10 protein-coding genes are annotated in these 14,641 nt (G+C 56.7%); 6 read left to right on the top strand and 4 right to left on the bottom strand.

Annotated elements, in window-relative coordinates:
* Positions 1-75: 75 nt before the first annotated feature.
* The gene (locus LOY22_RS13015) at positions 76-690 is read right to left on the bottom strand and encodes a response regulator transcription factor (RefSeq protein WP_258597726.1); all 615 of its coding nucleotides are present in this window, start codon (positions 688-690) and stop codon (positions 76-78) included.
* Positions 691-804: 114 nt separating this feature from the next.
* Between LOY22_RS13015 and LOY22_RS13010 the strand changes: the two genes are divergently transcribed.
* On the top strand, positions 805-2,421 hold the full coding sequence (locus tag LOY22_RS13010; RefSeq protein WP_258597724.1) for a hybrid sensor histidine kinase/response regulator: 1,617 nt from the start codon (positions 805-807) through the stop codon (positions 2,419-2,421).
* A 7-nt stretch (positions 2,422-2,428) separates the two neighbouring features.
* On the opposite strand, the gene LOY22_RS13005 is transcribed toward LOY22_RS13010, so the two are convergent.
* Positions 2,429-2,746, bottom strand: a complete 318-nt coding sequence (locus LOY22_RS13005) for a hypothetical protein (RefSeq protein ID WP_093382978.1) — start codon at positions 2,744-2,746, stop codon at positions 2,429-2,431.
* Positions 2,747-2,936: 190 nt separating this feature from the next.
* Between LOY22_RS13005 and LOY22_RS13000 the strand changes: the two genes are divergently transcribed.
* Positions 2,937-3,341 (top strand): DUF2251 domain-containing protein, encoded by a 405-nt coding sequence (locus LOY22_RS13000; protein WP_258597723.1) that lies wholly within the window; start codon positions 2,937-2,939, stop codon positions 3,339-3,341.
* 91 nt (positions 3,342-3,432) lie between these two features.
* Here the strand turns inward: LOY22_RS13000 and LOY22_RS12995 are convergent, their stop codons facing one another.
* Positions 3,433-4,344, bottom strand: coding sequence for a LysR substrate-binding domain-containing protein (locus LOY22_RS12995; RefSeq protein ID WP_258597722.1), 912 nt, complete (start codon positions 4,342-4,344; stop codon positions 3,433-3,435).
* Between the two features lie 122 nt (positions 4,345-4,466).
* On the opposite strand from LOY22_RS12995, the gene LOY22_RS12990 reads away from it, so the two are divergent.
* The 4 genes from LOY22_RS12990 (at position 4,467) to LOY22_RS12975 (ending at position 12,069) form a co-directional block, all read left to right on the top strand.
* Positions 4,467-5,816 (top strand): serine hydrolase, encoded by a 1,350-nt coding sequence (locus LOY22_RS12990; RefSeq protein ID WP_258597720.1) that lies wholly within the window; start codon positions 4,467-4,469, stop codon positions 5,814-5,816.
* A 417-nt stretch (positions 5,817-6,233) separates the two neighbouring features.
* Complete coding sequence (locus LOY22_RS12985; RefSeq protein ID WP_258597718.1) at positions 6,234-6,836, top strand: hypothetical protein; 603 nt, start codon at positions 6,234-6,236, stop codon at positions 6,834-6,836.
* Complete coding sequence (locus tag LOY22_RS12980) at positions 6,829-7,170, top strand: hypothetical protein (protein WP_258597716.1); 342 nt, start codon at positions 6,829-6,831, stop codon at positions 7,168-7,170. The genes LOY22_RS12985 and LOY22_RS12980 overlap by 8 nt, the downstream gene beginning before the upstream one ends.
* Before the next feature lie 615 nt (positions 7,171-7,785).
* Positions 7,786-12,069, top strand: coding sequence for a PIN domain-containing protein (locus tag LOY22_RS12975; protein ID WP_258597715.1), 4,284 nt, complete (start codon positions 7,786-7,788; stop codon positions 12,067-12,069).
* 701 nt (positions 12,070-12,770) lie between these two features.
* Here the strand turns inward: LOY22_RS12975 and LOY22_RS12965 are convergent.
* Entirely contained in the window at positions 12,771-14,501 is a 1,731-nt protein-coding gene (locus LOY22_RS12965; RefSeq protein WP_258597713.1) for an RNA-directed DNA polymerase, read from the bottom strand.
* Positions 14,502-14,641 lie beyond the last annotated feature (140 nt).

The raw sequence follows: 14,641 nt of genomic DNA, 5'->3' as shown, positions 1-14,641 counted from the left end.
CCGGGGGGCTGCGCTGCTAACGCTAGCAGAGCGAAGTGGCAATTCAAGATCACTTGGTCGGGGGAGCCGCGGGCCTCAGGCAACCCCGGAATACTTCACCGCTGCCGCCGCCCGCGACGGCACATTGAGGGTGCGCAGCAACGACGACACATGAATGCGCACGGTAAACGGCGAGATGTCCAGCGCGCGGGCGATTTCCTTGTTGGTCTTGCCCTGGGCGATCAGGCGCAACACCTCTTGCTGGCGTGCGGTCAGGGTTGTGGCGACGGCGCTGCTGTCCAGCGGCAGGAGCCCGGAGGGGGCAAAACGCACCAGCACTTCGCCTTCACGGATGGCCAGGATCGCCTGGCCGATCTCGTCCGGGGCGATGTTCTTGCCGATGAAGCCGTCAATGCCGGCGGCCATGACCTCGCCGATCAGTTCCTCGTCATCGACCATCGATACCACGATCAAGGTGGTGCGCCGTAATTGCTGACGCAGCTCGACCAGCTGGCTGATGCAGGTCAGCCCCGGGAAGCGCAGGTCGAGGATCAGGGTGTCCGGTTCCGGACCGTTGCCGACCAGCTTGAGCACCGTGTCGAAATCACCGGCCTCTTCGCTCCGGGCATCGGGCAGCAGGCGCTGGACCGTACGCAGCATCGCTTCGCGAAACAGCGGATGGTCGTCGGCTATGATGATCCGGCATGCCATGGTGAGTGCCTCCCTGGGCCTGGCGTTCCTTTCGGACGTGCTACTTTACCACCGGGTACGGGCACCGCCCGGTGTTCATGCTGGATATGACGACTGTCGCACAAGGATGTTCCGATGAAGTTCGAGAAAAACTCCGAGCTCGACCAGGCTAACCTGCGCATCATTGTCGCCTGTATTGCCGTGGTTTATATCAGCGTGCTGGGCTTTCTGCCCGGGCAGCATTTTGAAACCTACCGGCCGATCGTGATCTACATCATCCTGTTCCTGCTGCTGTCGGTGGTTATACGCCAGGTTATCGTGCGCTGGCCGGGGGTGTACCCGGCGCGGCGCATTTTCAGCATGGTCCAGGACTACACCGGTACCTGTTTCGGCCTGGTGGTGGGCGGCGAGGCGGCGTTGCCGCTGTACGCGGTGATGGTCTGGGTCAACCTGGGCAATGGCATGCGCTTCGGCTCGCGCTACCTGGCGATCGCCACCGCCCTGGCGTTGCTGGCGCTGCTGTGCGTCTACCGCCTGACGCCGTACTGGCAGGCGCAACCGTTCATGGTGCTGATGCTGATGATCACCAGCACGGTCATCCCCATGTACGCGCACCTGTTGCTTGAACGTACGCGCAAGGCTTCGGAGGAGGCCACCGCCGCCAACCTGGAAAAATCGCGCTTTCTGGCCCAGGCCAGCCACGACCTGCGCCAGCCCATTCATTCCATCGGCCTGTTCACTGCCTGCCTGCGCGAGGCGCGGCTGGGCGATGAAGAACGCCGGCTGGTCGACAACATCGACCGCTCGTTGCTCAACGTCTCGCAGCTGTTTCGCTCGATCCTCGACCTCTACACCCTCGACAACGGCCGCCTGCAGCCGCGCCTGCAGCCTGTGCAACTGGGCGAGTTCCTCCACGACCTGCTGCGTCAGAACGCCGAGGCGGCGCGCTGGGCAGGCGTTGAGCTGCGCTTGCGGGCCTGCGCGCACTGGGTGCAGATTGACCCGGCGCTGCTGGCGACCATGGTCCAGAACGTGCTGTCCAACTGCTTCAAGTACGCGCCGCAGCGCCCGGTGCTGATCGGCGTGCGCAAGCGTGGCGAGGGCCTGGCCATTGTCATTTATGACCAGGGCAGCGGCATCGAGGCGCAGGAACTGCCGAAGGTTTTCGAAGAGTTCTACCGCGTGCGCCAGTTGCGCGACAAGGACATCGAGGGCGTGGGCCTGGGCCTGTCGATTGTCCGGCGCCTGGGGCAGATGATGGGCATGCAGGTGACGATACGTTCGCGAGTGGGCCATGGCACGGCCGTCAGCCTTGAAGGTTTGCGCGAAATTTCCGCGCCCAAGCGCCAGGCCTACCGTGAAGACCCGAGCCAGGTCGGCCTGCTGACCGGTTTGAAAGTCTGCTTGGTGGAGGATGATCGCAACGTGCTGTTGGCCACCAAGGCCTTGCTCGAGCGCTGGGGCTGTGACGTCCAGGCCGAACTGAGCGGCAAGGACCTGGCCAGCGACTGCGACATCATCGTCGCCGACTATGACCTGGGCAACCACGCCACCGGCATCGAGTGCATCGATGAGCTACGGGCGCAACGGGGCAGGGCGGTGCCGGCGCTGATTCTTACCGGTCACGAAGTGGAGAAGATCCAGGCGGCCCTGCACGACCGCCAGATCGCGATCCTGTCCAAACCGGTGCGCCCGGCCGAGCTGCGCGCTACCTTGCGGGCGTTGCGCGAGGCCTCGGCAGCGGCGGTTTAGCCTGGAATCAGTAGCGTTGCAGCGGATTTTGCGGGCGGCCACTGTTCTTGTTGTAGCATTGCGCGCCCATGCCCATGCCCATCGAGGCGATCCCGATCATCACGCCGCTTGGCAGCTCGCAGTTGTAGTCACCCGATGCGGTGCTGGCGATGTAGTAAGTGGAGCTGTGGTCGCTGCGCACGTTGGAAATCTTCGTCACCGGCTCGCCGATGGTGGTTTGCGCGGTGGACTTGAGACGGTCTTCGTTGGGTTTCATGGTCTGGCAACCGGCGACGGCGACCAGCAGGGCGCTGAGCAGGGTGATCTTGCTGAATGCTGATTTCATGGTGCATCTTCCTTGGTGTTGTTCTGTTTTACCGGCACAACGATCCCGCACGCCGCATAGGCGCGGCGTTGGGGAACACTGGGGGTTGCCGGGGAATATAGCGCCAGGGAGGAGGGGGGTCGATTAGCACAAATGGGCTAATGGCATATTGATATAATTTTTTATCTATCGTTGTGACAAGGATATCCGCATGCCCATTTATCTCGCAGCAGAGCAACAGCTGAACGTAGGACACGCCACCGTCATCGAGGCACCGGCGCAGGAGGGGCCTTTTGTCGTGGTCTTCGAGGACGATGGAAATACCGCCTATTTCTACGCCCTGGACAGCAGTGCCAGTGACAACCCGATCCAGGATGCGCTGCATATCTATAACGTCGAGGATATCTCCGACCGGGAGAAGCCCTCGACAGTGAAGATCGGCTGGTCCATGGACCACAGCAAGGCGGTGCTGCTGATCAATGAGTATCCCCATGCCGTGTTTGATTTTACCGGCAAGCAGGGTTACTGCCATTCCGGCTTTCCGCCGTCTGTGGGGAAGGGCTGGTCGCTGCAGGGGCATGAGTGGCAGGAAGACGTACTCAAGCTGTTTGCCTGAGGCGTGAATATATAACTCAACTAAATAGTTATTTAGTTGAGTTATATTTTAAGGCTATAAAAAAGAGCAGGGCAGTAGCGTACTTCCAGGTTCACCTTTGTTCAATGGCCGCGTGGGGAAACTCCTCGCGCAAAGCCTGGCTCAACCACTCGATAAACCATGCGGCATCTTCCGACAACGGCTGTTGCGGTGTCAGCACTTGATAACTTTCAAGTGCAATTTGCGCGTCGGTACAACGCACCAGCGAGCCGTCTGCCAGTTCATGTTTGACCAGCACTTCGGTGGCCAGGGCAATCCCGTGCCCACGCCGGGCCAGGTTCAAGGCAATGTCGTTGCTCATGTGCGAGGTATTCGACCTGACCTTGAGCGGTAACTGTTGCGCCGCAAACCAGCTGTTCCACCAGGTGCCGTCGTCGACGTGAATCAGCTCGCAGTTCGGCAAGTCCTGCACCTGCAGGGCTTTATTCGGCAATTTTGCCAGGTACGTCGGCGAACAGACCGGGAAAACTGGCGGTTTGATCATCCTCAGAAACACCCCTGAATGCTCGCCCGGCAGGCCAAAACCGATACCCAGGTCAGCCTGACGGGCATCCACTGACGTGAACGAGGCATTGGGTTCAATGGCCAGCTTCAGGCCCGGGCGCAGGCTGCGCACTGCATCGACATGCGGCGTCAACCAACGCGAAGCGAACGCCGGCACGCACAGAATGCGCAGCCAGCGCTCCTGCTGGCGACTTGCAACCCGCGAGCCGGCATCGGCCAGAATCTTCAGGGCCTGGGTCGCGGCCCGGTGAAACTCAAGCCCGGCCGCGGTCAGAGTAACGCCGCGGGGCGTACGCTCGAGCAGTTGCACGCCCAGCCAGTCCTCAAGGTTTTTCACGTGGCGGCCAATGGCCGGCTGGGTCACGTGCAGCGCCCGCGAAGCGGCCACGTAACTGCCCAGGCGCGCAGCCGCCTCGAAGGCACGAATGGCATTGAGCGGAGGCAGACGGTCGCTGGGCATGGCGTTCACTGTTGTTAGTTTTTGTAATATCGACCCGGACTTTATTGTTCTTTTCCCGCCCCGGCAAGTTGATAAGCTCGAAATCGACTGACGCAATTTCACTGGATGTCGAGGAAGTACCGATGTTACGCAGAACAATAAAAAAACAATCCACCCAGGTTTTTTCGCTGTTGGCATTGAGCATTGCCGCACTGGGCTTGACCCATAGCGGTATCAGCCTGGCTAGCGACCAAGGCGCACACTGTGGCGTTCCAGGGCTCAGCGTTTGCCCGCAACCCTTTGATAAAACGCTGCCCAACCCGCACAACATGCTGACCTGGGACCAGGCCACACGGGTAGTGGGTTTTCGTAATACCTACCGCCTGTACGAAGGCGATGTATTCAGCACCCAGGGCGCCAAACCATCGCCATTAATGCCGGCCAGCAGCCCATTGCCAGCCATTGACTATGCAATGAACGGCAAGCACTTCAGCATCGATAACTACATCGCCAACCAGAGCGTCACCGGCCTGTTGATCCTCAAGGACGGCAAGATTGCCTACGAGTACTACGGCAAGGGCAACAGCGAAAACACCCTGTGGACCTCGCGTTCAGTGGCCAAATCGGTGGTCAGCGTGCTGGTGGGCGTGGCGATAAAAGAAGGCAAGATCAACTCGGTGGACGACAAGATCACCCGGTACATCCCGGAACTCAAAGGCACGGCCTGGCAAGAGGTAACCTTGCACCAGTTGCTGCAGCACACCTCGGGCGTGGTCTGGGATGAAAACTACGCATCACCTGACTCCGATTTCTCCCACATGACCCAGTGCGAAGCCAAGCCTGCGCCATACGACTGCGTGTTCAACCTGGTCAAATCGGTGAAACGCAAACCCGGGGTCAATCCGGGCGAAGTCTGGTCCTACAATACCGGCGGCGCCTGGCTGGTGGGCCGCGTGCTGGAAAACGCCACCGGCATGACCCTGGCCAAATACCTCGAAAGTCGCATCTGGAGCCGTTACGGCATGCAGCAGGATGGCGTCTGGCATGCCTTGGTCAAAGACAAAGTCGACATGGGCGGCCACGGCTTCAACGCAGCGTTGCGTGACTGGGGCCGCTTTGGCCAGTTTGTGCTCAGCGGCGGTCAGTTACCATCGGGCGAGAAAATTCTGCCGGATGACTGGATTGCACGCTCGACACACTGGACGACAGCCAAAGGCTCGGTCACGCCATCGGCATCGAACGGACAGTACGGCTATCAATGGTGGTACTCGGCGCCGGCGCCTGATGCAAATGCCGAACCCAAGAAAACCGCCACCAGCGAACAAACGTTCTGGGCGCTTGGGATTTACGGCCAGACCATTGCAATCAACCCGGCGGAGAAACTGGTGATGGTGCAATGGTCGACGTGGCAGAACGCAGAGACACCGAGTTCGCTGTATGACGAGCAGGCGTTGTTTGTGAATGCGGTGAGTGAGGCGTTGCACGGCAAGTAACGGTGTAAGGCTGAAAACGGGTGGTGCCAGGCTTGAAATCTGCCCTGGCACTGCCCGTGGGCTGCTATAGATGACTACGCATAATGTATATTATGTTAAATACAAGGCATTGCTATTGATGTTCATGAGCTGTTAGCCGCCACCAACCCATAGCCTCGTTTTCCGAAACCCAGAGCTTCAACCCTTTCAATGCATTAGCTCCCAATCCTCATCCTAGATATCAAGCCTGGTTTCGCAAATCCCGAGCTTACCCTATCGTCATGCTTGTTCACGTCGTGTAAACGAACCTCATCGCACATCTCCCAGCAGCCAGCAGCCAGCAGCCAGCAGCCAGCATTTGAATCATCCGCAGAATGGGCTAAACATTGATGACGGCCACACACGCCTAGCCACTCACTTTAGCTCATCGAGGGTTGCATGGCTGAACCGGCTGTCCCATGCCCAATTTTTCCGCCATACCATCTCTGGGATCCGTATACCGAGTGTTTCCCTGAAAACCGTTACGCCTTGGCTTATCTGAAAGGTTTCGGTGCTGACTGCGAGCCTTTCTCTATGATTCGCCTTGGCTCCTGGTATATACGCGCCATCGCGCCTTCCTGGAATAATCCCCAGAAGGACTTCAATGTTGCGACTCATCATCTTGAGTCCATGCTCAACTGGAGCTTCCTCCAGGGCATATCTTTGCGTGATTGGACTGACGAGCAGTTTATCGAGTATCTCCGCTTCAGACTCCATCCGCCGGCGAACTGGATCGGTGCAAAGGTCTGTCCATGCTTTGTCGAAAATTCGTTATTGCCCTTCAGCGAATGGGAGCCAAATCAGAGATGGCGGCCGTACCAGCTCAAGCTGGACAGCATCAAGGGCGTTACTCAGGCCAGTGTCCTGCATATGATTCGGCGAAATTATAATTGCAGCTGGCTTCTTCCATTTTTGCAATGCTCATTTATGGACGTGCGCTCCAAAGGGCAAAAGTTTCACTGTGGTGGAAGTCGCCGCCTCGATGACGTCGGTCTTGAGTAAAGACGCCCTCAGCGATCATGAAATGCAGTGGTTTTTTAACCGTGTGGCTGAAGCTGGGCTCAAGGGGCTAAACCCACGGGAAGTCCTGATGTACATGGCTTTCGTGAGATATGCGAAGATTTCAATTGATGAGGTAACTGAGACTCCTCAAGCGCCTGGTTGCCTTGCTTGCTTCGTCAAGAATGGGCTGGGTCGCTGGGAATGGCGCAGGCCTGGCTCTTCATCCCCGAGCGTGGAGTTCAGCCCGAAATTTGGCCATTATTTTGAGGATTATCTGCTTTATCTAGGCATTGACGCTTCTGAACCGCTACCTCAGCATCCTTTATTTCCGTAGCGGAGAAGACGCTCCGCTGGATTATCCGCCTTCAGTTTGGCCAAGCATCTCGCTGGGTTCAGGACGTTCCTCGGGGATGCGGCCAACCAGAGTCCCGACCCTCTGATTTCGAGGAGCGAATTCAAATTCAGGAGGATAAATTTGACTATGATCAGGCGTAATTCGACTCTTTAAACTGAATATTGATCGTCGTCTGAACCGTATGCTTGCCCTCGGGTGGATGCAATTGTCACTCTATTTGGGTCAGGTTTTGATCGTTACCTGCGTTGCCTGACATTGATCCCACTACCCTCTCCCATCACAAGAATCGACAAAGGCCGAACCTGGCGATCGGCCCTTCGACATCCCTGAAATGGCGGTCAAATACGGCATCCTCGCCTGCCATACCACACCGTCATGGCTCAGGTGATAAGATGTCCAGCATCTCATTTGCGCGAACCAGGTATGGCACGGCCTCCACGGACTAAGGCAGCAAAAGCCCCCGCTTCCAAATCGAAAAGCCGGCAGAAACAGGTCGCAAGCCCTATTTCTACGGGTGGACGTGGAATTGCATTCGAACATCGTGTCCAGGCAGTGCGCCTACTCGCTATGTGCCTTGGCGACCACTGTGCAGGGTTGCGTGAGGGATTTGTCATCGAGAGCCTGCTGTTCCAAGGCAGGACGTTCGGCCATAACACCGACGACCTTGTGATCCAGGCTGTATCTCCTGGCTCCGGCCAGAAGGCAACCATCAGAATGCAGATGAAGCGGTCGCCTCGGGCGGTTGCCAGTAACGAAGCTTTCAAAGAGTCCGTGGGTCTTGCCTGGCTCGACTTCATAGCTCCGGCATTCCAACGAGGCGTCGACGACAACCTGATCGTTTATCACGTAGCAAGCTCGTCGCACATGGAAAGCGCTGTCGAGGTTGTGAGGCTTGCGCTTGGCTCGCTGTCACACGACACCTGGTACACCCGCGTTCATGCCGAAGGGAGTAATGAACGAAACAGGGCTGCGTACGTGGCTATTAGAGCTGCTGCAGAGCACTACAACGAAGCGCCTGTCGCGGACGAAGATTTGCGGCAGTTTGCACTCCACCTCAAGTTTTTTCCCCATGATCTGGATTCAGATCGTAGCCACGACGTTGGATTGCAGAAGCAACTGATCCAGCACACGTTGCCCCATAAGGACAGTGGCGCTGTGTGGGCGAGGCTGGTCGGTGTTTGTGCTGAGCTGAATGGCAGTTGCGCAGAAGTCGACCTGACCTCACTCCACTTGCACTTGGATGGACTAGCTCAAGATTTTCACAGGGCGCGGCTCATGCGTGAAGCCATCAAAGACCTGAGCTTGGGCACTGTAGTTGTTAGCCAAGAGCGGCACACACAGCTTGCCCCTCTAGCGGAATACCTAGCACCCCTTCTTTCAGGCAGCCGCCCTGCCACGAGTACCTTTCTCGCGGATGAACTTCCGCCAGCGAACCCGACATCAGATAACGCCCTCGCCTCTCGCCAGCTCGATCGCATCAGTCAACTGCACAACGACCACCGTTACCGCGGTGCGCTGGCTCAGCTGGAGGTGGTCGAAGACGGTCTTGACACATACGATGCGCACCAACAGGCCCGATGGTATTTCCTACGTGGAATGTGTTTCTGGCATTTGGGTGATGACGTTAATGCCGCGGCAGACCTCGAAATGGCTGCCAGCCTTTACCAAGACGATGAGCGTATTGCGGCAGGCTTTGTCCGGGCGTGGATGCTCAAGAATGACGTGCAGACTGCGATCCAGGTTGGACAGGAGGCCATCGCGCGTTTCCCGGATTCGTACTCAGTCTGGGTGGCGCTGACCAATGCAAGGCTCTTAAACAGAGAACAACTGACGGCCGAAGAAATACCTGAGGCATTCCGTGACAAGTCGGGAGCTTGGCAGCTGCTGGCCAGCTCAATGGCTGGGGCCGGGGATGATGAAGGCGCGGTGGGTGCTATCCGGACGGCAATGGAGCAGTCTGACAGCTCAATTTTCATACTAGAAAATTATCTCCGGTTTGTCCTTCGATTGGCCACTGCCAACCCCTTCCACGTGAACACGCGATCGCAGCCACAAGATCGGCGTGTGCTGATCCTCGACGCCATGTCGAAGTTCGATGACCGCGAGGGTGTGTTATGGGCTGAGCAGAGCCCCAGGACAAAAACCGAAATTGTCTTTCACCTGGCTTACGCGCATCTTTTGCTGGGTGAGCCAGCTGAAGCGTTGAGCATGATCGAAGCTGGCAGGCAGCGTGGCGTTCCCGAGGACGAATTAACGGTTAGGGTGGAGTTGGAGGCGCTCTGCGATCTCCATCGTCACAGCGAAGCTGTTGCCTGCTGCGCTGATCGTGTCGAACAGCTCTCTGATGAAGCGCGTGTGATTTTTGGACAGGCCTGCCTGATTGCCAACAATCCGGAAATGCTTGCCGCGGCTTACAGCGCTCAGCTCAGTCAGCCTGATACGGATGTCTCTCTCAGAGCGACTCGTATGCTGAGGCATATGCACTGGGAGCTGCTGTTACGCGAAAATCAGCATGAGGCCGTGCGGAATGAGCTCGCCCATCTGGGTATCACGCCGCAAAACAGCAGTATCTGTGATGGTGTGTTTGCTGCCCGAGCGTATGCGGGCAACGAGGAGATGCGTCAGGCCTTCGGAGATCGCGTTGCTGAACTCGCACCGCAGAGCACTGATCTACTGGATCTTTCCATGGCATCGCATTGGATGCTTCATGTGCGCCGTTACGGTGACGCCATTGCGATGCTTGAACGCCTCCTACCAGGAGACGCGTTCAGTCCCCTGCATGTTGATTTACTGCACTGCTACGCGCTCAGTGGCCAAAGATCCAAAGTTCGAGACCTATTGGAATCACTTCCGGGGGAATGGCGACACTCAGCAGACGCCCGCCAAGTGGCACTGACTGTTTACGGCGAGGCATGTGACTGGCCAAGAATGCGTGAGATGGCTGAGTTGCTCGTCGCTGAAAGTCCTGGTGAGGCCGCAGGCTGGTTACTGCTCATTCAAGTTCTGGCGAACGAAAGCCATGGTCGAATGGATGAGGCTCTTGCCAGGTTACCTGCACAACTGAGCGGCTCCACTCAAGAACAGTTAAAGCTGGCCAACGCAGAGCTCAGTAGAGGTCTGCAGGAGCGTGGCCTTGACCGTATCTACCGTGCGATGCGGTTGAATGGCGAGGACGTTGAAGCAGCAGCTGGCCACATCTCTCTCATGTTTCTAGCATCGAAGGAAATTGAGGGCGTTCATGCCCTTCCCTCTGCGGTTGAGGAAGGCACCGCTGTCGAGCTTGAAGACAGCACCGGTAGGACTGGATATGTCTCAATCGATTTCGCCGCTGAGCCGCCACTGGCACCTGCAGGTGAATTCGTTGCCGCGGACTCGTCACGGGCCGCCCGGCTGCTCGGTTTGAAAGTTGGTGATACCACAACCGTCAGCAGTGTGGTCGGTGAGCAGACGCTCACGGTGAAACGTATTATCACCCTCCATCGACGCCTGATCGACCTTTCCTACGAGCGCGTTTCCAATTCGGTTGTCCCGAGCAAGACAGTCGTGGCGATGAGTATTCCAACCCGGGATGACGGTGAGATCGATACGACTTTCTTCGTCGATCAGCTAGAGCAAAAGAAATCTCAGAGCCTCAATACCATCAGCCTGTACGGTCAGCATCGCGCCACCCTAGGCCTGCTCGCACGCCTGCTGGGTACGGACGTCATTGAACTGGTGAGGGGTTGGCCTGATGAAGGGGCGCTTCTTCAAGTATCGACGGGGTTAGGCCCCCACGATGTCTTCCCGACGGACACATCCCAGGATCAGGCATGGCTCATTGACCTGTCTATGCTGGTGGAGCTTGCAACCCTCGGTTTACTCGATGTCCTGGAGCTTTTCCCCCGTTTGTATGTCACAGCTGCCACCAAGCAGCTTTTGGACGTAAAGGTAGAGAGATCGGCCCACTATCGAAAGAGCGGTACGCTCTTTTCCCACGATGGCCAACTTGGGATGCAGGAGATTACTGAGGACGCTTGGCGCAAGGATCGTGAGTATCTCGAATCGATCGAGACGGCTATCGAAGCATTCTGCCACGTGGTGCCGGCATACGGGCCGCCTGAGACTTGCGAGCAGCTGCAGATGCTTGAGGGCATCCTGGGCGATGAAGACCATGCAGTCCTGCTCGCTTGCCAAGAGTATGGTGCAGGTCTTTTGTCGATTGATGCGCGGTTACGCGATCTTGCCGGCATGCTGGGGATCGTTGGCGCGTCCACTCAAATGTTGCTGAGGGAAGCCCAACGGGCAGATGGGCTATCGCAGGAGGAGTATTCCCGAGCCGTAATGCGACTCGTCATGGCCAGGCGTAGCTTTGTTTCGGTTCGTGCGGTGGATCTCATCGTCATGATGAATCAGGGTGAGACGTTTGCGAATTTCGGCATCAACCGCCTGCGTAGCTATCTGGCTGAAGAACACCTCGCGTTCCACACTGCGGTACCCGTGCTCGTAGATTTTGTGTGCGGAATGTTCATGCAGAACCGCTGCAACCTGGGTGTGATGCTCCAACTGATTGAGTTCTGCTTCGAGCCGTTGTTCAGACACCCTCACTGTCCAGAAGGATTCTGCCAACTGGCCATTGAGCAGGTCTTCCTCAAATTTCACAGATACAGAATCAGTCCCGCGGCTCGTCGAGCCCTTGAGCAAAGCCTGCAAGCAGCTGAACAGCGATCCGAGCGTCCCTGCAAGCTGGTCAAGCTAAGTGCGGAGATCACCTACGCCTTCGTAGTCCCATTCTGGTCAGTAGTAGCCCCCTCCCTGTTGACTGTCACCCAAGTAGAGACAGGGAATGAGGTGCCTGCACTTGGTTCCGATGGTCAGCAAACTGAAGAGCATGGTGCATGATCAGCTCTCGGCGTGCTGCTTGTTAGCCTCAATGGCCTCTCGATTGTCATCCAGCCCCTGCCGTTCCTGGTTGATGTTTCAACCGGGAACGACTCTGCAGATTTGGATAACGCTATGTGGTGAATAGCAAAACACCTGGCGTTTCAGAAACCGTGATACAACCTCTGTTTCAAACCTCATCAAGGCACGCTAACCATGAAGTCGCTACGGACAGCCGCGGAAGTCCTGGATCGCCTTAGCCATAACCAAGGCGCTTTGCGTGCCGCAGTCGAAGAATTAGCCCAATGGGTTGGAGATCGAGGAGCCACCTCAGTCTTCGACAACGTCCATGGCGCATTGGCCACCCTGGACGACAACATTGAGGTCGTGCGCCATGGCATCGCTGAACTAGTTACCGCCAGCCTTAAGCCCTAGAGTGGAAACCCAGGCGTTCTGGGGCAAGCTCGCGGAGAAGCGTTGCGACTATTTCGTGGGTGTCTCACGAGCTAAGGTACGACTGTTGATCACCACCGCAGATTACCGACCCAAACCCCAGAGCGCAGGTCGCTGGACGGAGCACCGCAGTCCGCATGGTGAGTTCGTTTCCTATGTGACAAGGCATCTCAATGGGCAACTACCGCCTTCGTAAAACATGCCGTGATGCACATCACGGCTATGATGCGCCATCCTTAACTTGCGCCACCTGTGCCCTACTCGTCCCTCTACCAAATTTCGTCGAGATCGATGTCGTCAGCAGCCAAATTGCCTGGGATAACGACTGGCGGCGCTGCTGCAGCTGGCTCGTCGTCATTATCATCTTCTTCTTCGCCTTGGTCGGTGGAGTCAAAGTACTCTTCATCCATGTCATCGAAGTCAAAGTCATTTTCGATTTCATCGTCGGAATCGAAATCGATGTCTATGCGCGCTGTCTGCTTAAGCTGGAAGATGGGATGAAGCTGAGCCGCTTCACTGTAAAAGCCTACGCCAGCCTCCAGCAGCGCTGCGAAGCAAGCATCTTCCTGGATGAACTCAAGGTTTTCGTTGGCAAGCCAGCGACGGCGCCCTCCTTCATAAGCCAACATCCAATTGTTGCCCAAAAGCGCCTGACTCGTCGCCAGCGGCCCAAGGTCGGTAAGGTTGAGATCACCGTCCACTAAGCCTGAATGATTAAGATCCAGAGCTATAAGTGAGCAAACTGAGCTCTCCATATGCAGCACTTGCTGTACCAACGCGTGGCCTAGGTGAATCCCAAGCTCTTTACACAGCCATAGCAGCCAGGCCGTTTCACTGTGATGGTTCGCAGCCGATGCTGACCCGAGGAGGTTCCTGCAGAAATCACTCAATGCCTCCATGTTTAATTGATATTGATGACGATGATAGGTCACAAGGATCTGGGTGATGACCTGGAGCGTGTTGGGAAATCCATACCCACATTTGAGAAGGTACGCTTCGGCGATGGGCCAGTTGGATTTTTTGATGATGGTGGACGAAAGCTGCTTCAGGCCATATTTCACCAAGCTTTCATCCTTGAACCGCGCCTCCAGCGAGAATAGCACTTCAAAATAATGGTGGATGTCGTCTTTTTGCTGGCGCCGCTTTGGTGAAACCTTCAGCTTCTTGAGGGTGTATTTCCAAGACTCCTGAACGAGTTCGCGTACCTCAACAATCTTAGTTTTCGACGCATTGATCTGGAGTTCAAACGCGCTGACGCACTTGATGATGACAGCCAGCGCTCGCTCGGCTTCTTCCCGCGTGTTGAAGAAAAAAGTGAAGTCATCAACATAGCGGAAACCTTTGGGCCAGCCATCCAAAGCAATTCGAATGGAGTCGTCAATCGCGACGCCTATCATCTCAGAAATGATGTGAGAGGTGTCTGGGCCGATCGGTAAGCCAATGGTTTGCCCGTCCTGCGTGCCCATACAGCGCTGATCCAGGATGTTCCCGAAGTATTGAGCATTTTTTACCCTGTTTGCCTTGGCTACAGCTTTGGAATGCAACGCCCACGGAATGGTATGGGTGTAGATGGTGGGAAAATAGCTCGAAATATCGGTGACCAGCGCGTAGCGCGCGCCTGCCGAGCGGCGCACGCGCTCCTCGTACAAATCAGTGAATTTCGTCAGCTCAATCGCTCGCAGCGAGCCTCCTTCTCCAGGGATGCTTCGAGAGATCTCACTCTTGTTGAAATGCTCTTGGATTTGGGGCCAGTACTGGCAGATGTCCTTGGCCAGGCCATAAAAATTGACGGGATTGGGTATTGAGGTAGTCCGTCTGCTGTATGACGACCTCGCCACCGAAAATCGTTCGGACTGGGAGAGTATGCGCCTTCTCCCGTCCAGAGCTTCATCCCAGGTCGCTTCGACTGCCCCTATGTGTTCTGCCAATTGCTTGGTGCTGAACCCAACCGGGAGTTGGATAGGAAAATACCCTCTGGAAAGCAAGTCCTGAAGTTGCATGGCTATCCCGGCGCTCAGGTGGTTAGTGAAAGCAGTAGTGCTGACACATCTACGTTCATGATTCGATGGCTTTATGCCACGAAAGTCTGACCAAGGCTACTCGCTGCAATGCCTTACCTTCGTGCACCCTGCCATTCGGA

The sequence above is a fragment of the Pseudomonas sp. B21-035 genome, from assembly GCF_024748945.1.
In the GTDB taxonomy this organism is placed as follows: domain Bacteria; phylum Pseudomonadota; class Gammaproteobacteria; order Pseudomonadales; family Pseudomonadaceae; genus Aquipseudomonas.
The sequence above is the reverse complement of the archived record's forward strand: the minus strand, read 5'-3'. Positions and strand labels throughout refer to the sequence as shown.